This window comes from Alteromonas sp. CI.11.F.A3 (assembly GCF_032925565.1).
In the GTDB taxonomy this organism is placed as follows: Bacteria; Pseudomonadota; Gammaproteobacteria; order Enterobacterales; family Alteromonadaceae; genus Alteromonas.
Map to the genome: position 1 here is coordinate 3,418,235 of NZ_CP136708.1, position 20,291 is coordinate 3,438,525.

Annotated in this window: 15 protein-coding genes; 13 read left to right on the plus strand and 2 right to left on the minus strand. The window is 44.1% G+C overall.

The window, feature by feature from the left end; all coding sequences use genetic code 11:
* Window positions 1-47: 47 nt before the first annotated feature.
* Together fadJ and fadI are read right to left on the minus strand one after the other, a co-directional pair.
* On the minus strand, window positions 48-2,186 hold the full coding sequence (gene fadJ / locus R1T43_RS14765) for a fatty acid oxidation complex subunit alpha FadJ (protein ID WP_317350172.1): 2,139 nt from the start codon (window positions 2,184-2,186) through the stop codon (window positions 48-50).
* A gap of 19 nt (window positions 2,187-2,205) precedes the next feature.
* A complete protein-coding gene (fadI, locus tag R1T43_RS14770) occupies window positions 2,206-3,516 on the minus strand; it encodes an acetyl-CoA C-acyltransferase FadI (protein WP_013784923.1) in 1,311 nt (436 codons plus the stop codon).
* A gap of 305 nt (window positions 3,517-3,821) precedes the next feature.
* Here fadI and R1T43_RS14775 point away from each other — a divergent pair, with 305 nt between their 5' ends.
* The 13 genes from R1T43_RS14775 to cysC all read left to right on the plus strand — a co-directional run bounded on the left by R1T43_RS14775 (window position 3,822) and on the right by cysC (window position 20,278).
* A complete protein-coding gene (locus R1T43_RS14775) occupies window positions 3,822-4,778 on the plus strand; it encodes an AAA family ATPase (protein ID WP_057793039.1) in 957 nt (318 codons plus the stop codon).
* A 3-nt stretch (window positions 4,779-4,781) separates the two neighbouring features.
* Window positions 4,782-5,744, plus strand: coding sequence for a DUF58 domain-containing protein (locus R1T43_RS14780; protein ID WP_211069661.1), 963 nt, complete (start codon window positions 4,782-4,784; stop codon window positions 5,742-5,744).
* On the plus strand, window positions 5,744-6,316 hold the full coding sequence (locus R1T43_RS14785) for a DUF4381 domain-containing protein (protein ID WP_317350178.1): 573 nt from the start codon (window positions 5,744-5,746) through the stop codon (window positions 6,314-6,316). The genes R1T43_RS14780 and R1T43_RS14785 overlap by 1 nt, the downstream gene beginning before the upstream one ends.
* Window positions 6,309-7,343: a VWA domain-containing protein gene (locus tag R1T43_RS14790; RefSeq protein WP_317350180.1), complete on the plus strand. Its 1,035-nt coding sequence runs from the start codon at window positions 6,309-6,311 to the stop codon at window positions 7,341-7,343. The genes R1T43_RS14785 and R1T43_RS14790 overlap by 8 nt, the downstream gene beginning before the upstream one ends.
* The gene (locus tag R1T43_RS14795; protein ID WP_317350182.1) at window positions 7,343-9,340 is read left to right on the plus strand and encodes a vWA domain-containing protein; all 1,998 of its coding nucleotides are present in this window, start codon (window positions 7,343-7,345) and stop codon (window positions 9,338-9,340) included. Before R1T43_RS14790 ends, R1T43_RS14795 begins: the two co-directional genes overlap by 1 nt.
* Window positions 9,341-11,098: a BatD family protein gene (locus tag R1T43_RS14800; RefSeq protein ID WP_317350183.1), complete on the plus strand. Its 1,758-nt coding sequence runs from the start codon at window positions 9,341-9,343 to the stop codon at window positions 11,096-11,098.
* A 152-nt stretch (window positions 11,099-11,250) separates the two neighbouring features.
* Complete coding sequence (locus tag R1T43_RS14805; RefSeq protein WP_211069666.1) at window positions 11,251-13,104, plus strand: DUF885 domain-containing protein; 1,854 nt, start codon at window positions 11,251-11,253, stop codon at window positions 13,102-13,104.
* A gap of 185 nt (window positions 13,105-13,289) precedes the next feature.
* A complete protein-coding gene (locus R1T43_RS14810) occupies window positions 13,290-13,847 on the plus strand; it encodes a sigma-70 family RNA polymerase sigma factor (protein ID WP_129737289.1) in 558 nt (185 codons plus the stop codon).
* Window positions 13,819-14,544, plus strand: a complete 726-nt coding sequence (locus R1T43_RS14815; RefSeq protein WP_317350185.1) for a DUF3379 family protein — start codon at window positions 13,819-13,821, stop codon at window positions 14,542-14,544. Before R1T43_RS14810 ends, R1T43_RS14815 begins: the two co-directional genes overlap by 29 nt.
* Before the next feature lie 267 nt (window positions 14,545-14,811).
* A complete protein-coding gene (locus R1T43_RS14820) occupies window positions 14,812-16,821 on the plus strand; it encodes a GGDEF domain-containing protein (protein ID WP_317350187.1) in 2,010 nt (669 codons plus the stop codon).
* A gap of 151 nt (window positions 16,822-16,972) precedes the next feature.
* A complete protein-coding gene (gene putP, locus R1T43_RS14825) occupies window positions 16,973-18,481 on the plus strand; it encodes a sodium/proline symporter PutP (protein ID WP_211069669.1) in 1,509 nt (502 codons plus the stop codon).
* A 286-nt stretch (window positions 18,482-18,767) separates the two neighbouring features.
* A complete protein-coding gene (cysD, locus tag R1T43_RS14830) occupies window positions 18,768-19,682 on the plus strand; it encodes a sulfate adenylyltransferase subunit CysD (protein ID WP_013784935.1) in 915 nt (304 codons plus the stop codon).
* On the plus strand, window positions 19,682-20,278 hold the full coding sequence (gene cysC, locus R1T43_RS14835) for an adenylyl-sulfate kinase (RefSeq protein WP_057793062.1): 597 nt from the start codon (window positions 19,682-19,684) through the stop codon (window positions 20,276-20,278). The genes cysD and cysC overlap by 1 nt, the downstream gene beginning before the upstream one ends.
* Window positions 20,279-20,291 lie beyond the last annotated feature (13 nt).

A 20,291-nucleotide genomic window follows, 5' to 3' on the forward strand; every position in this document is an offset into this window, starting at 1 on the left:
AACCCTTAATTTTTCAGGAGCCCGGCTATTTATCTATCGCTTACATATTAGTAAAAGGTGCTGTTCTCTTCAGCCATTTTCACCAATACATCTGCAGGTGCGAATTTATCACCCACGGTGCTAGCGTAATGATTCAAACGCTCAACAACATGTTTAATTCCCAACGTGTCCATGTAACGGAAAGGACCACCTAGGAACGGTGGGAATCCGATGCCAAAGATAGCACCAATGTCACCATCACGGGCATTGCGAATAACACTCTCATCTAAACAGCGAGCGGCTTCATTAAGCATCATAAGCACGCAGCGTTCAGCCACTTCTTTTTCACTCAATTTAGTTGACGGTGTTAAGCCTAGAAGTGAGTAGATACTTTCATCCACTTCTTTACCTGGCTTCTTGCCTTCGTAGCTGTAAAAACCTTTTTGGTTCTTTTTACCTTTACGACCATCAGCCAGTACTTTATCGAAAGCAGATGGCGCCGTAAAACGCTCTCCAAAGGCTTCTACTAGGAAAGGAATGATCTTAGTACCAACATCAATACCAACCTCATCAAGCAACTTCACAGGACCTACAGGGAAGCCAAACTTAACGAGAGACTTATCGATATGCTCGATAGGCTCACCAGCAAGAATTAAGCTAGCCGCTTCATTCATGTAAGGCGCTAAAATGCGGTTAACGTAGAAGCCTGCGCCATCTTTAACAACGACGGGTGTTTTACCCTGCTTTTTCGCAAATTCAACAGTAGATGAAATAACTTGATCCGACGTAGTTTCATGAGCGATAACTTCCGCCAATGGCATTTTATCTACAGGTGAAAAGTAGTGAAGGCCAATCACGTTTTCAGGACGAGCCGCTTTGGCAGCAATTTGGGTAATTGGAATAGAAGAAGTGTTAGAGGCAAAGATGGTGTTCTCTTTGCAATTTTCTTCAATATCCGCGACCATTTTTTGCTTAAGATCTAAATCTTCAAATACCGCTTCAACTACAATATCGGTATCTTGATAGCCGCTATAGTCTAAGGTGCCAGTGATAAGCGACAGTTGCTTTTGCATTTCGCTACTACGCATGAAGCGCTTTTTCACTTTCTTATTTAAAATGTCGTAGCTGTATTTCATTGCGTTAGCAATGCCTTCAGGGCGAACATCTTTAATACGCACAGGCACGCCAGCTTTGGTAGAGGTTACGAATGCAATACCGCCGCCCATTAATCCGCCGCCTAGTACGCCAACTTTTTCCATCTTCTGTGGCGCTACACCTTCAATACCATTTTCTTTTTTCATGTCGGTAGTCGCGAAGAAAATTTGACGTAATTGGAAAGATTCTGGCGTCATCACCAACTTTCCGAATGCTTCAGCTTCGGCTTTGAGGCCAGCTTCAATGCCATCGCGCATGCCAGTTTCGATAACATCAATGATGTAACCTGGCGCAGGATAGTTACCTTTAGTTTTTGCAAACGTCGCTTCGCGCGCTTTTTTGAACATCATGCCGCGGCCTGGGCCGGTATTTTCAAGCATTTTGTCCATTACGCTTTTTTGCGGCGCTTCACGCTCAGGCTTGCGCTTAAGGGCAAACTGTTCAGCCACGTTAAGCAACACGCTTTGCGGTACAACATCATCAACAATGCCGTACTTTTTAGCTTGCTTCGCGCGGGCTGGCGCACCAGTAAGCATCATTTTCATGGCTTGCTGTATACCAATTAAACGAGGTAATCGTTGTGTACCACCACTGCCAGGCAATAAGCCAAGCTGAACTTCAGGCAAACCCACCTGAGTGCTTGGTGAATCGGTACAAATTCGATAATGACATGCTAGGGCAAGCTCTAAACCACCACCAAGCGCAGGGCCATTTATGGCGGCAACAAAAGTTGCTTTCATGCGCTCGATACGGTCAAAAATAGCTTGGCCGCCTGCTGCAATCGTTGTGGCGTCTTCTGCGGTATTACATTCCGCAAGCATGCTAATATCGGCACCGGCTACAAACGAGTTTGCTTTGCCACTCGTTAGCACAACACCTTTAATACTGGTATCTGCATCAATGTCATCCAGCATGGCAGATATTTCATCGCCAAAAGCTGCTTTTAGCGTATTCATAGACTCACCTGGTACATCCATGGTGAGTATGGCTACGCCATTGTCTTGTTTAGTTAACGTAAAGGCACCTGATGTTGCTTGAACGTCATTTGTCATTGTTGTGTCCTGACTCATATTATTCTGTCTCCACAATCATAGCTGCACCTAAACCACCCGCTGCACAAGCGGTTAGTAGACCAGTACCACCACCTCGGCGATTAAGCTCGTTAAGCATTTGAGTAATCATTCGCGTACCTGTCGCCGCAAACGGGTGACCATAAGCAATAGAACTTCCCATTACGTTAAATTTGTCCATATCAATTTCACCGGTCGCTTTCGCGCGGCCAAGTTTTTCTTGGGCAAATTTATCGCTGGCAAACATCTTCACATTAGAAAGGGTTTGCGCCGCAAAGGCTTCGTGCATTTCGATAAGCGTAATATCATTTAATGTCATGCCTGCACGGTCTAGTGCGATTGGGGTAGCGTAAGAAGGCCCCATTAACATGTCTTCCCAAACGTCGATGGCAGAGAATGCGTAACTTTTTAGGTAACCTAATGGCTTATAACCCAGCTCTTTCGCACGGCTTTCAGTCATCATAATAACGGCTGAAGCACCATCAGTTAGTGGGGTGGCGTTAGCTGCCGTTACCGTACCGTATTTTTTATCAAAAACAGGACGAAGTTTTGCGTAGCCTTCAAGCTTTGAATCGAAACGTACGTTATTATCTCGAGATAACGCGCCTTTATACGGTTCTGCATAAGCGGTCATCACTTCACTATCTAGCTTACCTTCTTCCCAGCTTTGCGCCGCAAAACTGTGTGAACGATGCGCTAGTGCATCTTGTTCTTCACGTGAGATATGGTGCGATTTCGCCATTTGCTCAGCAGTTTGTCCCATAGATAAACCAGTTGAGTATTCTGCAACGGCTGGCGGCACAGGGGCCAGATCTTTAAGGCCTAAACGCTTAAAGATATTAAACTTCTGACCCAAGGTTTTGGTTTTTTGAAGATCCACCAATGCGCGAGCTAGGTTTTTAGATACACCAATTGGCGATACAGACGTAGAGTCAGCACCACCAGCAATACCTACCTGAACGTGGCCAGCCATCATACTTTCGGCAATATTCACAGTGGACTGGAAACTAGTGGCACATGCGCGAGATACGCTGTAGGCGTCTGTGTGCACGTTCATGCCAGTACCCAATACAATTTCACGGGCAATATTTGGGGCTTCAGGCATTTGAACAACTTGACCGTAGACAACCTGATCAACCCATTCTTTTTGTATACCATGGCGTACGAGCAGTTCGTTAACGACCATTTTACCTAAATCGACAGCGGGAACGCCGTGAAAATATGTCGCCATTTTTGCAAACGGAGTACGTAACCCCGCCACAATGGCGATGCGATCACCCTCGCGGGTAGTAACAGATTGTCTTGTTGACATAATGCACCTAAAATAATGACCACGTGAAATAAGTGGTCTGACCTGTAATAAACCCAATTTTTACAAACAATGAACAAAATAGCAAATTATCAACGTTCACGAACAGTTTTCAGCCTATTTGTTTCGAATAAGCGTCGCCTATCTGAAAATTAGATGTTTTTAACGACTTGAACTAGACGACAAGGGAACCATATAAGAAAAACATAGTCTGTTTTATGCCAATTTATCTACTCGCGACACACATTTGGGCGAGTTAATTGGTTTACTTTTCCTGATAACTAGAATTTCAACGGAATAATTGCATTATGGCAGCGGAACAATTTCAGCAACTGCAGAAGTATTTAGATCAGCAAATTATTGGTCAAAGTGCACTTACGAAAAGCCTTCTTATTGCGCTTTTAGCCGATGGTCACCTATTAGTAGAAGGGCCTCCAGGTTTAGCTAAAACACGAGCAATCAACGCGCTTGCCAATGGTATCGACGGCGACTTTCATCGCGTTCAATTTACCCCAGATTTATTACCTGCTGATTTAACCGGCACGGATATCTACCGCCCTGAAACGGGTGAATTTGTTTTTCAAAAAGGCCCACTATTTCATAACTTAGTTCTGGCCGATGAAATTAACCGTGCACCTGCTAAAGTTCAATCAGCGCTGTTAGAAGCCATGGCTGAGCGCCAAATAACGGTTGGTAGTAAGACCTACCCGCTTCCACCATTGTTCTTGGTTATGGCTACACAGAATCCGCTTGAACAAGAAGGCACGTACCCATTACCAGAAGCACAGCTCGATCGCTTCTTAATGCACGTTGATATTGATTACCCAGACGCAGAAACAGAGTTAGAAATTTTGCGATTAACCCGTGGTGAAGCACTATCAGTACCGCCAGTAACACCGCCTAAATTAACTCAGCAAGATATATTCTCTTCACGTAAAGAAGCGCTCGCGCTTCATATGGCGCCTGAGCTTGAGCAATATTTGGTGCAATTGGTTATGGCCACCAGACAACCCGCTAAGTTTGACGCCAACCTTGCTGAGTGGATCGCCATGGGTACTAGCCCTCGCGCTACCATCAGCTTAGACCGTTGCGCACGTGCACACGCTTGGTTAAGTGGACGAGATTTTGTTGGCCCTGATGATATTCAAGCGGTTGTACATAACGTACTTCGTCATCGTATTATTTTGTCTTATCACGCAGAAGCGCAAGGCATTACCATGAACGATGTACTGAACCAGATTGTTGCTACTGTTGCTGTTCCATAAACGATGAGTGATGTTCATTCGCAGTTAGCGTTACTGCAAACCAACGGTGTTAATTTGTCTACTGCTGAACTATTGCGTTATCAGCAGTTAGCGAAGCTATTTAGCCTTGCGCCTAAGCGTTCTCCTCAAGCCCGTCTTGCCGGTAGCTATTTGACCAAGCATAAAGGTCGAGGCATGGAGTTTGACGAAGCTAGGCACTACCAACCAGGCGACGACATTCGAGCAATCGATTGGCGCGTTACCGCCCGTACCGGTAAAACCCACACTAAAATATATCGTGAAGAGCGAGAACGCCCCGTATTTTTGTTTTGCGACTTTTCGCCATCAATGATGTTCGGAACACGGTTACTGACTAAATCTATGCAGGTTGCTCACATCTGTTCACTGATAAGTTGGTCTGCAGCAGCCCATGGCGATAAAGTAGGCGCGTTGCTGTTTAACCAAAAACAGCACAAAGAAGTGAAACCCCTTGCTCGTAAGCGGGCTGTTTTGCACATTTGTCACGAGTTGATGGATTTGCATGCCACCAGCCATGAGCAACTGGCGAGCACTGAGGCCGATACTCAAGCTTTTGCAGACGCATGTGCTCGACTTCGTCGTTTAGCTCGCCCAGGTAGCCTCGTGTATCTACTTTCTGATTTTCAGCATTTAGGTAGTGCAGCCCAGCAACACTTAAGTCAGCTTTCACGCCATTGTGAAGTGAGAGCAATTATAGTTGACGATCCTATTGAACATACCTTGCCCCAAACACGCTCCATTCAACGGGTAAGTGTTTCTGATGGCATTAATCAACAACGATGGTTATTAGGCGATAGAAAAGAAGAAGACACCTATCAACGTTGGCGTGAACAACAAAACAGTGCAATGGAACAATCACTTAAACAAGCAAATATTTCTCGCTACCACATTTCTGCGGGACTGCCTCTTGATACCCAAATTCAAGGCATGCAACAGGAGCGCTTTTGATGCAAACAGCCCAAGGTATGCCGCAAACCGATCCTCTTGCACAGCTTAAAGATATACATGTTCCAAACAATGTAGACGTTTGGCCTCTGGACTGGGGCTGGTGGTGCTTAATTGCGTTATTCTTAGCTGGTGCGATAAGCCTCATTGCCTATCTTGTCAAAAAGCATAAATTCAATAAGCCCCGTCGCGATGCACTAAAACTGCTCGGAAGTATCTCATCGGCAGATGAAAACTGGCCTATGCAAATCAACAACGTACTAAAACGTACCGCCGTGACCTATTTCAAACCACAAGAAGTAGCAGGGCTTTACGGAAACAGTTGGCATGAGTTTCTATTGAAAACGCTGCCAGACAGACACAAAAATACTATGAGCGATTCATTATCAACACTGCATTCGCAGCAGTACGCGCCCAAATGCGATAACAAACATTTTGATGAATGCAGTAAAGCAGCCAACGCGTGGGTGAAGCACTTTAAAGTGACCTCCCCTTCGAAAAGTAAGAGAAAGCAGGCTTCACAAAAACCTTCACCGCTTGATCAGCAAAAAAGTCAGGAGGCAACCCATGCTTGATTTCGCATGGTGGTGGGCTTTGTTCCTACTCCCCCTCCCTCTACTTGTTCGATACTTAATGCCAGCGAAGCCGCAACATGTGATGGCTGCCTTACAGGTGCCTGCGTTAAGACCGGGTATTCAAGACACTCCCTCACCGCTTAAAAGCAGCAAAATTCCGGTCCTAATTGCATCGCTAATTTGGCTCTGCGTGGTTATTGCAGCAGCCCGGCCTCAGTGGCTAGGTGAGCCAATCAGCATTCCAAGTGAAGGCCGAGAGATGATGTTGGCGGTAGATTTATCCGGCAGTATGAAAATTGACGACATGGAATTAAATGGCAGACAAGTGAATCGACTGACCATGACAAAGTCTGTGCTGTACGATTTTATCCAGCGCCGCGTGGGTGACCGTTTAGGCTTAATATTGTTTGCCGATACCGCTTATCTTCAAGCACCACTCACCTATGACAGAGATACGGTTTCTACTTTACTAAGCGAATCTGTGATTGGTTTGGTGGGAGAACAAACTGCAATTGGTGATGCCATTGGCTTAGCGGTTAAACGGTTTGATGCAAAAGATGAATCAAACAACGTGCTCATTTTGCTTACCGATGGACAAAATACCGCAGGTTTCATTACCCCTGAGCAAGCAAAAGAGTTGGCAGTAAATAAAAAAGTGAAGGTTTACACTATTGGCGTAGGCGCAGATAAAATGCTTATTCAGAGTTTCTTTGGTAGTCGACAGGTGAATCCTTCTCAAGAGCTAGACGAAGACATGCTAAGTGACCTTGCTACTTCTACCGGTGGACAATACTTCCGCGCTAGAGATGTAAAAGAGCTAGAAGCCATTTACGCAAAGTTAGACGCACTAGAACCTATACAAGGTGAAGCGAGAAAAATGCGGCCGCTAACAGCCCTCTTCTACTTTCCATTGGCGGTAGCCTTTGCTTTATCTGCCTTATGGGCATTGATAATGATTGGAAGTACATTGTTTAAATCACTGTCACGGTCTCACGTTCCATTGAGCGACAAAAAGGAAAGTGTGTAATGGAAGACTTTATTACCAATTTCCACTTTTTGCGACCTGAGTGGTTTATAGCGCTGATACCCGCACTTATTCTTTATATAGCCCTTAAGCGAAATACGTCGAAAAAGTCGGGCTGGCAATCGGTTATTCCCTCACATTTATATCAGCATATGGTGGTAGGGAAATTTACGAAAGGGCAGAAGCCTCCATTCTGGTTGCTTGCATTAGGATGGTTGCTTGGTGTTGTTGCCCTAGCTGGGCCCACATGGGAGCGCCTTCCCCAACCGGTTTATCAACTGAAAATGGGCCATGTCATAGTGATGGACATGTCGTTGTCGATGCGCGCTACTGACATTACCCCAGACCGACTTACTCGAGCCAAATACAAAGCCATTGATCTTGTAAACCAAATAGGTGAAGGCGAAATGGGTTTGGTGGCTTATGCGGGTGATGCATTTGTAGTGAGCCCGCTTACCCAAGATGCCGCTAACATAACGACACTCTTACCCAGTTTGTCACCCGAAATTATGCCTGTCCCTGGCAGCGACCCATTGTTAGGTGTTGAAACCGCTGCTGAGTTGTTAACGAACGCGGGTTACAGTAAAGGTATGATTTACTGGATAACCGATGGTGTCGATTTACGCCAACAACAAGAACTACAAGAATACGTTGCTGACATGCCTTTTACGTTGAACGCTCTTGCTGTAGGAACAGATGACGGTGCTCCTATCAGGCAAATAACTGGTGAATTACTAAAAGATAGAAGTGGCGCTATTGTGATACCTAAACTTAATAGCAGTGCAGTAAATGCAGTTGTCCGTGCTAGCGGCGGTAAATTTAGTGAAATTACCACCAATGATGACGATATTACTTCACTCGCTTCCTTGTCGTTACTCGATAGAGACGGTGAATCAGAGGAAGATGCGAGTAATGCAGAAGGCGACCAATGGCGCGAGTTTGGCCCCTACCTTTTATTGGCTCTGCTTCCGCTAATGGCGCTTGGATTTAGGCGCGGATTAGTGTTTGCTGTTATAGCGGCTATCTATATGCCGATGAGCAGTGAATCAGTGATGGCGCAATCTGTTACCCAAGAGACGCCGTCAGAGAGTTCGACGTCCTCCTCTGTATCTTGGTGGAAAAAGCCATTTTTAAATGCCAATCAAGAAGGCTTGGCAAACTACTCAGATAAGGCCTTTGATCAAGCCGCGACTACATTTGAAGACCCTGCTTGGCGAGGTGCGGCGCATTACAAGGCTGGTGACTACGAACAAGCACTGGCCGCTTATCAACAACAAGGTGGTATTGAAGGTTTGTATAACCAAGGCAATACACTGGCTCGTTTAGGCAAGCTAGATGAAGCCATCGCCAAATATGATGAAGTACTAAAGCAAGACCCTAACTATCAAGATGCTGCAGCAAATAAAGCCTTATTGGAACAATTGAAACAGCAGCAAGAAGAACAGGAACAGCAAAACCAAGAAAACCAGCAATCAAATGACAGTGAAAACCAACAAGATTCTGGCGAAGGTGAAAATCAAGAAGGTAGCGACAATAGTAATCAAGATAGCCAAAATAATGATGGTTCAAACAGTGAAAATACATCTGAAGAAAATGGTGAGCAGAACGCATCTGATAACCAGAATGCTAACGATGAAAATGCCAGTCAAAGTGATCCCCAGTCTTCACAAAATGAAGGGGGTGAACAAGATGATAGCCAGAACCAAAATGCGTCGGATGCGCAAGATGGTGCCAACGGTGAAGAAAACGATAAAGAAGACGCAGGTGCCCCGCAAAATACTGGGAATGAAGAAGGTACTGATGAAGCCCAGCAAGAAAGTGATGCCGCCATGGCGCAAGCTGGCGAGATGACAGATGCTGAAAAAGAACAACAGCAACGTCTTGAAAATTTAATGCGCAGAGTACCAGATGACCCCGCGTTCTTACTAAAACGAAAAATGCAATTAGAAGCGCAAAAGCGCCAAAGACAACGCATGCCTTCAAATCGGAGTGATTGGTAGATGAAAGCAATTTTATTCACTACAACCCTTTTCTTACTTTTACGCAGCATGGTTGTGCTGGCAGATGTGACTTCAGTTGAAGCCACCATAGATAAAAATCCGGTCATGCTTGATGAGGCTATTCGGTTAACCGTTGTGGCTAATGGTGGCGCAGACCGTGAGTCTTTTGATAGTTCAATATTACTAAAAGACTTCGTTGTTGGCAGAACGTCGGTGAGCAGTCAAACATCTATTGTGAACTTCGATACCAAGAAAACCACCACCTGGACTACCACCTTGTTTCCGCGTAAAGAAGGTACCTTCACCATTCCTGCTATTAGCATAGAAGGTAAGCAATCTGCGCCAATGTCGGTGAATGTTATTCCCGTTCAACAATCTGAGAACGTCGCCCGCGATTACTTCGTGACTACTGATATTGATTTAAAAGAAGCTTACTTAAACCAACAACTTTTTTACACCATAAAGCTGCATCTTGCGACGAATATCGAGCGCGGCAGCTTGCAATCGCCCACCATGCAAAATGCAGAAATAAAGCAGTTAGGTGACGATAAGCAATATACCGATATTGTAAATGGTCGACGTTACCAAATTATTGAACGCCAATTTGCCATTGTGCCTCAAGCGTCTGGCGAATTTACCATTAAAGGCCCGGTTTTTACTGCCGAAGTTGCTGCTGCAAATACCAACCAGCGTTTCGGGTTATTTAATAGAACTCAGCAAGTTAATCGTGTTGGGCCCGATATTACGGTAAATATTAAACCCATCCCTGCTGGTATTGACTACCCATGGTTACCCTCTGAAATGGCGCGGGTTGATGAAGAATGGCCTCAAGGTGACGCCTTTGTAGTTGGAGAGCCGATCACTCGCGTGGTAACGCTAACCGCACTAGGTGTAGTGGAAGAACAGTTACCAGAAATACCAGAGTTCTATCCTCCTCACTTTAAGTTGTATCCAGATCAATCCTCTACCACCACGGTAGAAAAAGACAGCACCTTGATTGCACAGCGTAAGAGTTCTCTTGCGGTAATTCCAACCCAAGCAGGCAGCTTTGTATTACCGGAAGTGACTATCCCTTGGTTTAATACCTTAACCGAGCAGACAGAGTATGCGACTATCCCAGCCCGCACGGTCACTGTTCAACCAGCTACAGCTGCCACGTCGCCCACTCAGCCAGTTTTCGACAATCAAGGGGCTAATAGCGCGACTTCAGTGCTTGCTAATCAACCCGGCCAAAATGAAAATGGTAGCGAGCTAAATAGTGAACCAAAAAGTGGATTAGCTAATAGCAGTGAAGCACAAGCTCCCCATTACTTAACTTGGCTATTTGCAGGGCTTTGGGCCCTCACGGTAATCGGTTGGGTAGTGACTTATCTAATCCAAAGAAAGCAAAAACCAAATTATACGGCGACTTCCGCCAATACTGTTTTAGTAGCGAATTCGGGTGATGAAACGGCGGCCTTTAAATCATTAATGGCGTCAGTAAAAGCGAGTAATACAGCGGCAATTGCTCCAGCATTACAAACTTGGTTGAAGTGTTTATATCCCCACCACAAAGGGTTTATAAATCCGTCTGACCACGACGCAACTAGCGAGATCCAGCTTCATTTGAATGCATTGCAGCAAACACGGTTTAGCCAGTCAAAAAGTGATTGGAAATCTGAATCAATGCAAAGCGCGATTAAAAACGCCAGAGATGCTTGGTTAAAAAACAAGAAGTCTGGTAAAAATACATTAACTAATTTGTACCCCTCTACCTAGATACTGCGCAAAGGAAAGGCGCTTTACTTGGACTGCTTGGCACGAGTAACTTGAAAAAGAAGCATTAACTCGTGCCAGGGGTACGAATTTAAAGATAAAGCTAAAAATTAGACGGTAGCAATACTACCGCGACCACCTAACCAGGAGAATTCATGAAAGCACCACTACTCACGTTATCCCCCATTGCTATTGCAATGCTTGGGCTAATGGCTTGTTCACCCGCACCTGAAACAAGCCAAACCACTCAACAACCGCCGCCAGCAGTAGAAACTGAAAGCCAAACTGATTCAGCACGAGTTAATGCTTTTTTTGAACGCACTTTCGAAGAAGATCTTAAAAGCTCGCCTATGTTTCAAAGCTACCTAGGCATTAAGTGGGACTATGATAAGTGGAATGATGTTTCAGAAGAGCAAAAAGAAAAAGACATTGCCAAAGCAAAAAATCGCCTTGAAACTATTGAAAGTTTCGATACGACTAAGCTGAGCGAGCAAGAAAAATTAAGCCTTCGTTTGTATAAATTGGGTATTGAAAGAGATCTAGCTAACGATGAATTTCGTCATCACAGCTATGTAGTACACCAATTTCGTGCCGCCCATACCCAAGTGCCTAGTTTCTTAATTAATATTCATGGTGTAAAAAGCAAAGAAGACGCCCAAGCCTACATTAGCCGTTTAGACAATGTGAGCGAGTATTTCAAACAAGTTATCGAGCAGATGAAGCTACGTGAGCAAGCAGGCGTATTTCCCCCAGCTTGGGCTTATGAGCAAATGATTGCTGCATCACAAAATGTAGTTACTGGCGCGCCCTTTGATACCAGTGATACACCTTCAACCATTTGGGAAGACTTCAACGCCAAGGTAGATAGCCTTGAGCTTGATGATGTAGAGAAAACCACCCTACTTGGTGAAGCAAAAGCCGCGCTAGTCACGTCAGTAATGCCGGCTTACAAAGACTTTATACAAGAATTAGAACATCAGAAAACCATTACCCCTGAAGGTGACGGTGTATGGCGCTTGCCTGATGGCGACAAGTGGTATCAAAACCGCTTAAACTGGTTTACTACCACCGATTTAACCGCTGATGAAGTGCATCAGATAGGCCTTGATAATGTTGAGCGTATCCATGCTGCTATGCGCGACATTATGAAAAAGGTGGAGTTTGAGGGTACGTTGCAAGAATTCTTCGTTTTCATGCGTGAAGATGAGCAATTTTATCTTCCAGCAACCGAAGCCGGACGTCAGCAATACTTAGATGACGCCACGAAAGCTATTGATGATATGCGCGAAGCACTGCCAGATTACTTCGGTATTCTTCCTAAAGCCCCTATGGTGGTTAAACGTGTTGAGGCGTTTCGTGAGCAATCAGCAGGAAAAGCTTTTTACCAAAGCCCTGCGCAAGATGGCAGCCGCCCAGGTACCTACTACGCAAACCTTTACGACATGAGCGCAATGCCAACCTATCAACTAGAGGCTTTGGCTTACCATGAAGGTATTCCAGGCCACCATATGCAGCGCGCAATAGCACAAGAACTCGAAGGCGTACCTCAGTTCCAAAAATTCCTAAGCTTTACGGCTTACACCGAGGGTTGGGGACTGTATACCGAAGAGCTTGCTAAAGATATGGGCTTCTATCAAGACCCTTACTCTGATTTTGGTCGACTCGCGATGGAACTATGGCGTGCATGCCGATTGGTTGTTGATACCGGTATTCATGCTAAGAAGTGGAGCCGTGAAGAAGCTGTAACCTATTTAGTTGAAAATACCCCTAACCCTAAATACGATGCGCAAAAAGCCATTGAGCGTTATATCGCTATGCCAGGTCAAGCAACAGCCTATATGATAGGTAAGCTTAAAATCATGGAACTGAGAGAAAAGGCCATGACTGAGTTAGGTGATAACTTTGACTGGGCCGGTTTCCATGATGAAGTGCTTAAGCACGGTCCTGTTCCACTTTCAATCTTAGAAGAAAATATTAATACCTGGATAGCCAGTAAGAAAGCTAGCTAGTAGTTCACTTTAGAATTAAACGGGTTCTGTTATTGAACACGGTCGTTATTGAAGTCATTATTGAAGCCGTTATCTACGCGATTTAATAATCACCAGTTATGAAACTTAAAGCAGCCTTAAGGATAAACCTTCCGGCTGCTTTTTTGTGTCATAATTAATAAAATTAAAAAAATGTCGGATTTTTTATGTTTGCACGAAATAGATCTGGAAGCAGTCGGGTCTTATCCAACATGAAAGCAAAACACAAACGATACGAAGCGCTCGTCAATGCGTTTCATGCAGATATATTTCGCTATGCATACTGGCTGGTTAAAGACCGCTCGGTTGCGGAAGATATTGTGCAAGAAACCTTTTTAAGAGCATGGCGCTCACTCGACTCACTCAACGATGAGAAGGCGGCCAAGTCATGGTTAATTACCATATTGCGCCGTGAAAATGCTCGTCGTTTCGAACGTAAGCAATTCGATACTGTCGATATTGATGATGTGTCGGTGCATGATGAAACCCAAGATGCAGAAGGCGATGTGCAGGACAGAGAACTGCATCGTCTGTTAGGTGGGCTAAGCGACGAATACCGAGAGCCCCTTGTTTTACAACTTATATTTGGGTTTAGCGGTGATGAAATATCACAGCAACTGAATTTGAATAAAAATACCGTAATGACACGATTATTCCGAGCTAGAAACCAATTGAGAGAGGCGTTAGAAAGGCAAAATGAACAGAGAGGTCAGGCAAATGGATGAATTAGAATTTAGGCGTCGAATTTACGCCGATCCAGAAACCACTGACAGTGATGTTATCGCCGCAGCGAAAGCTGATGAAAGCAAACGCAAGTTCTGGAACGAACAAAAGCAATTCGATAAGCAGTTAAAACAAGCTGTAAAAGTAGATGTGCCTGAAGATTTAAAGCACAAGCTTATTTGGCAGCAATCTGCGAATGAATTTGCAAGCTACCAGAAGCGAAGTCGCTGGTATGTGGCTATGGCCGCAAGTATTGCCTTTACCGTGGGAATAGGTTTTACCATGTGGTATCACCAACCTGTCAGTATTGGCGGGCAAGCACTTGCGCACATGCAATACGCAGAGACTGAGCGAGCGCATACATTACTGCCTGTAGATTTAGATCAAGTTAATGCAAAACTAGCCAGCTTTGGTGGCACCTTCACAGACATGATTGGTGATGTTGAAGTGGTTAACTACTGCCACTTAAGTACAGTAAGAAGCTTGCATCTTATTGTTGATACCCCGCAAGGCAAGATGTCAGTGTTTATCGTGCCCGAGCGCAGTGATGTAAGAGTACCGGCTGAGTTCGAAGATAAGCAATACCATGGCGAAAGCATAAAAATGCATCACGCTAATATTATGGTGGTGGGTAATAAAGGTGCTGACTTAACTGAAATGAAAAAAGCCGTTACTAACAGAATTCACTTTTCTGCTTAGTTTTTCTGTAATAGCTTTGGCTTTATTGGCTTTAGCTCCATGACTATTAGTTCAATGGCTTAACGGAATTCTGTATACCCATTTCAAATCGGCCCTAGCGGCCGATTTTTTATACTTATGTATAAGATAAAATAGCGTTGCATCAGGTAGAGATATGTAAACACCGAGCCGTTTACTTTATACTATCGTCTAATAAAAATAACATCTGGTTTCGTTTTCGCTGTCTTGATTTCACTCTTGCAGTAATAAGAAAACGCGTATTCCCTTATGAATAAACGCTTTAGCTGTGCGGTTTCACCTCTTTTCTACTTCTTTTTTCAGAAGTCTCGCCTCTATCTTTTCGCAGTGCTGCTCTCTCTTATTTCAGTTAATTCGGTGGCTAATAATTATCAATGCGAAGAAGAAAGATTTCGTCAATTAGGCAACCTCGTTAACACCATTATGTATATGTGGAATCGCCCTTCTGGGCTAAGTGATGATGAGATTACAAAATTAATCTTAGCAAGCGACATTCAGCAGGATTCGTCAGAGATTGGCAAGGTAATCAAAACTGTTCTTTATCACTTAGATGGTTCTTTATCTACATCAGATTCGAAAATTCCCCTAGATTTAGCTGAGGAAGCATCGCCAGCTGATTGGGCGTATCTTAAGAACATTAATGTAAGCCGGTATGTTGCATTAAAAGCCGTTTTTATTATGTATAAAACTGCAAATGCTCATTCAGATACGAGTGAACGTCTACAGTATAGTATTCCCCTACTCTATTCGCTTAAACAAGAAGCCTTAAAAACGGCGGATCATCACGCGGTTGCTATAGCGAGTATTTGGCTTGCTATGGAATACTCCGAAATAAACCAAATGAAAGCGGTTGTGGAAATCGAATATGCACTACCTTTTTTAAAACATATTGACATAGAGAACGGTCTAGAGACGGCACTTAATAAAAGAATGGCGCACTCATGGCTCGCCGATGCCTATACCAACCTTAATGATTACAGTCGCGCTGTCATTCATCAGGAGTTTGTCATAGAAGATAGCAAGGAACACGACATTGCTACGTCATATGTCTACATTGGAGTAATCAATAGTCTAAGCCACTTACAGCGATTTGATGATGCTCTCACAATGGTGGATGAAGCAGAGCAAGTTTCTATAACAAATCAAAGTGCTCCACAAACTCTATTTAGTCTATGGTTGAAGGTAAGTGTTTTTTTACACCGAGATGAGCCGAACGATCGTGAGGAAATAATAGCGCTGACCAAAAATCTATCTCACTTTGAAGGCATTACTTTTCCAACTAATATAAACCTATTACCCGTACTATCCGCACTTAAGACAACTTATTTGGCACTTGAAGGCAGTGACGCTGAATTTAAAAAGGCGATGAGCACGTTAACTTCAGATTTTAACTCGCAAGCAAAGCACTCTTCTTACAGCACATCAATTTTGTTGGGTAAGCATGCTCATCTTAGCAAGCTATATAAATTAAGAGGTGATTTTAAGAATGCGCTTCTCCACCAACATAAATACGATTTGATTAAAAGCCAACCAAATGGATCGTATGCCCACTTAGATGAATTAAATACCGAATCCCCGTTGCAACGAGACATTACCATTACCAAGTTGCAAGAAATGGCACGGTTAAAAGACAAGCAAACCTTAAAGTTAAAAGCGGAGCGATTTCAAGCGCTCTCGTTTGCATTGGTTGCCGTAATGTCGACGTTTCTACTTTTCTGGTTTTGGCGTCGACAACGCTCTCGCGCTCAGGCCAGCGAAATTGATGATCTAACCGGCGCCCTATATCGACGTGTCATGTTTAAAGAAATAGCAAAACCCATGTCTAGTAAGCTTTCATCTTGTTTAGTACTTATCGACCTAGACCACTTTAAAAAGATTAATGACAGATACGGTCATGTAGTAGGTGATGAAGTGCTAACAATATTTGGGCAAGTTGTTCGCCAGCGTATAAGAAAAACAGATAAATTTTGCCGCTACGGCGGGGAAGAATTCTTATTGTATTTACACGATACAACAGAAAAAAACGCAAACGCCTTACTTGAAGACATAAAAATATCGCTAGAGAGCCATCAAAACTGGAAAAATACTGAAGCGTCCTTCAATGCCAGCTTTTCTGCAGGCGTCATTCAGGTAAAAGCAGAGCGAAACATTAGTAAAATTATAAAAGCATGCGATAACTTACTCTACCGTGCTAAAAGTACAGGTAGAGGTAAGATAGAAACCATGTCATTCCCCGCTTATTTAAACGAAAACATTTAAAACTCGCTTGATTTGTGAACCGATTAGCCTGTTATAGTCAGAAAACTTTATCGGGGCATGTACGTACACAATATACTCAAGGTTAATGACTTACGTAGAGAGTCTTTGCTATTGATGGTAGCATGACATGAAAAAAACATAGGGAATTTATATGGCTACGGGTACGATCATTTCATTGGGGCTCTATTTTGCTGTCATGCTGGGTATCGGTCTTTTCGCTTACCGTCAGACAGACACGAACGTAGAAGGCTACATGTTAGGTGGCCGTCAACTCGGTCCCGCTGTCACTGCGCTTTCAGCTGGTGCATCAGATATGAGTGGGTGGATGCTCATGGGTCTCCCTGGTGCAATGTACGTTTCAGGGCTTTCCGCCGCATGGATAGCCGTTGGTCTTGTCCTTGGTGCATTAGCCAATTACATTTTAGTGGCACCTCGTTTAAGGGTTTATACCGAGGTGGCTAATAACTCTATTACCCTCCCCGATTATTTTGAAAATCGCTTTGCTGACAATTCTCGCTTACTTCGCGTGATTGCTTCTGTGGTGATTGTTATTTTCTTCACCCTTTATACTTCGTCTGGCGTCGTCGCTGGTGGAAAGCTGTTTGAGACCTCGTTTGGCCTTTCCTACGAAACTGGCTTATATGTAACTGCAGGCGTAGTGGTTGCTTACACATTGGTAGGTGGCTTTATGGCGGTGAGCATGACTGACTTTGTGCAAGGCTGTATTATGTTTATATCGCTGATACTTGTGCCTGCCGTGGTCATTACCGAATTAGGTGGTGTAGGCGCTTCTATTGCTGCACTCGATACTATCAACCCTGCCCTATTCAATGCCTTTATGGATGCGTCTACCAATGAGGCTATTTCGGTAATTGGTATCATATCCCTGATGTCTTGGGGGGTGGGTTATTTCGGACAGCCACATATCATCGTACGCTTTATGGCAATCCGGTCGGTAGAAGATATTCCTACTGCACGCAGAATTGGTATGAGCTGGATGATTGTTTCTATCATTGGCGCGCTAATGACAGGCTTGTTTGGTCTTGCTTATGTTACGGGCAATGGAAATAACATCGACCCTGAAACTGTCTTCATTTACTTATCTCAAATTCTATTCCACCCGCTAATTGGTGGCTTCTTGCTAGCCGCTATTCTCGCGGCCATCATGAGTACTATTTCATCTCAGCTATTAGTGACATCAAGCTCGTTAACTAGCGATTTCTATCAAACCTTTGTAAGACGTGATGCGTCTGATAAAGAATTGGTCATTGCCGGCCGCGTTAGCGTAGTGGCGGTCGCCCTTGTTGCTATCTTCTTAGCCTACGACAGAGACAGCAGTATTCTAGATTTAGTGAGTAATGCATGGGCTGGTTTTGGTGCGGCATTCGGTCCACTCGTATTGTTTAGCTTGTTCAAACGAGAAATGACTCGTCGTGCAGCCCTTGGCGGCATGATTGTGGGCGCAGTAACGGTATTGCTTTGGATTTACCTACCGGTGACAATTAACGGAGAATCGTTAGGTAGCTGGATGTATGAAATTGTTCCAGGGTTCATTCTATCTAGTCTGACCATTCTAGTACTGAGCAAATCAGGTACGCCCCGTGAAGGAGTGCTTGAAACCTTTGATGTCTTTCAAAAGAAACTTGAATCGCATAAGTAACCGATAGATAGTTATTTAAAGCCCCGTTTTACGGGGCTTTTTTGTAAGTTTCATTTCTTAATTGCTGCACTATTTTCCGATAGTTTGAGTATGCAGTAGGTGCGACTAATGCCTTAAATTTCGTCGCTTATGCAAAAATTGTATGACAGTTTTATTTCTTGGCATAAGAGAGGTATTTTAAATAGCTAAATCGCATACTACATTAGTGAATAAATGTGTTACTGTTCTATGCATAAAAATAACTCGTATATAACTTTATCTTATATAACATAAATCGGACTCGAAAATGACTGCAAGTATCCCGTCTGTTACGCATCTGAAACAACTCGAAGCCGAGAGCATTCAAATTTTCCGTGAAGTTGCTGCGGAATTTGATAATCCGGTCATGCTTTACTCTGTCGGAAAAGACTCTTCGGTGTTGTTACATTTAGCGCGCAAAGCTTTTGCCCCAGGTAAAATTCCATTTCCTTTGCTTCACGTAGACACTACGTGGAAATTCCAAGAAATGATTGAGTTTCGTGACCAGCAAGCTAAGAAGCATGGTTTCGATCTGCTAGTACACATTAATGAAGAAGGTGTTGAGCAAGGTGTTGGTCCATTCTCGCATGGTTCAGCAAAGCACACTGACATCATGAAAACGGCCGCACTTAAGCAAGCGTTAAACAAGTACAAGTTTGATGCAGCCTTTGGTGGTGCACGTCGGGACGAAGAAAAATCTCGTGCAAAAGAGCGTGTTTATTCGTTCCGTGATAGCAACCACCGTTGGGATCCTAAAAACCAACGTCCTGAGCTTTGGAACATTTACAACTCACAAGTTAACCCAGGTGAAAGCATTCGTGTATTCCCTATGTCTAACTGGACTGAGCTTGATATCTGGCAGTACATCTACCTAGAGAACATCGACATTCCTCAGCTTTACTTGTCGAAACCTCGCCCTGTGGTTGAGCGTGATGGTGTATTGATTATGGTTGATGACGAGCGTATGCCAATGAACGAAGGAGAAACGCCTGAAATGCGTTCAGTACGTTTCCGTACCCTTGGTTGTTACCCATTAACAGGTGCTGTTGAATCGACTGCGGCTACCTTGCCAGAAGTTATTCAAGAAATGCTACTGACCAAAACTTCCGAGCGTCAAGGCCGCGTGATTGATCACGATAGCTCTGGCTCTATGGAGAAGAAGAAAATGGAAGGGTATTTCTAATGGCCACCGACAACGTTGTTTGGCACAAGCATGAGGTGAATAAAACCACCCGCGCTGCAAAGCTGAATCAATCGCCTCGCGTGTTCTGGCTTACCGGCCTAAGTGGTTCTGGTAAGTCTACTCTGGCCAACTTGCTTGAGAAGAAACTTCACGAGCAAGCCAAGCACACTTACCTATTAGACGGTGATAACGTGCGTCATGGCTTATGTGGCGACTTGGGCTTTAGCGATAAAGACCGTGTAGAAAATATTCGCAGAATCAGTGAAGTTGCAAAACTGTTTGTTGATTCTGGCACGCTGGTTTTAACAGCGTTCATCTCTCCTTTTAAAGCGGATCGCGACTACTGTCGTGGCCTTTTAGAAGACGGCGAATTCGTTGAAGTGTTTATCGACACACCTATCGAAGTGTGCGAAAAGCGCGATCCAAAAGGGCTTTATAAGAAAGCGCGTAGCGGTGAGATTAAAGATTTCACTGGTATCGACTCTGCTTATGAAGCACCGGAAAAGCCTGAGATACATTTAACGTATCAAGATGAACCTGCAGAGCAAACTGCTGAACGCTTATATGCGTTACTGCAAGAAAAAGGACTTGTGTAATGGCCCAGGCTAA

Coding starts and splice junctions, on each gene's coding strand:
- R1T43_RS14780 (WP_211069661.1), top strand. CDS start 4,782: ATGAGTGATGTTCATTCGCAGTTAGCGTTACTGCAAACCAACGGTGTT.
- R1T43_RS14775 (WP_057793039.1), top strand. CDS start 3,822: ATGGCAGCGGAACAATTTCAGCAACTGCAGAAGTATTTAGATCAGCAA.
- R1T43_RS14795 (WP_317350182.1), top strand. CDS start 7,343: ATGGAAGACTTTATTACCAATTTCCACTTTTTGCGACCTGAGTGGTTT.
- putP (WP_211069669.1), top strand. CDS start 16,973: ATGGCTACGGGTACGATCATTTCATTGGGGCTCTATTTTGCTGTCATG.
- R1T43_RS14790 (WP_317350180.1), top strand. CDS start 6,309: ATGCTTGATTTCGCATGGTGGTGGGCTTTGTTCCTACTCCCCCTCCCT.
- R1T43_RS14820 (WP_317350187.1), top strand. CDS start 14,812: ATGAATAAACGCTTTAGCTGTGCGGTTTCACCTCTTTTCTACTTCTTT.
- R1T43_RS14815 (WP_317350185.1), top strand. CDS start 13,819: ATGAACAGAGAGGTCAGGCAAATGGATGAATTAGAATTTAGGCGTCGA.
- R1T43_RS14785 (WP_317350178.1), top strand. CDS start 5,744: ATGCAAACAGCCCAAGGTATGCCGCAAACCGATCCTCTTGCACAGCTT.
- cysC (WP_057793062.1), top strand. CDS start 19,682: ATGGCCACCGACAACGTTGTTTGGCACAAGCATGAGGTGAATAAAACC.
- fadI (WP_013784923.1), bottom strand. CDS start 3,516: ATGTCAACAAGACAATCTGTTACTACCCGCGAGGGTGATCGCATCGCC.
- fadJ (WP_317350172.1), bottom strand. CDS start 2,186: ATGACAAATGACGTTCAAGCAACATCAGGTGCCTTTACGTTAACTAAA.
- R1T43_RS14800 (WP_317350183.1), top strand. CDS start 9,341: ATGAAAGCAATTTTATTCACTACAACCCTTTTCTTACTTTTACGCAGC.
- R1T43_RS14805 (WP_211069666.1), top strand. CDS start 11,251: ATGAAAGCACCACTACTCACGTTATCCCCCATTGCTATTGCAATGCTT.
- cysD (WP_013784935.1), top strand. CDS start 18,768: ATGACTGCAAGTATCCCGTCTGTTACGCATCTGAAACAACTCGAAGCC.
- R1T43_RS14810 (WP_129737289.1), top strand. CDS start 13,290: ATGTTTGCACGAAATAGATCTGGAAGCAGTCGGGTCTTATCCAACATG.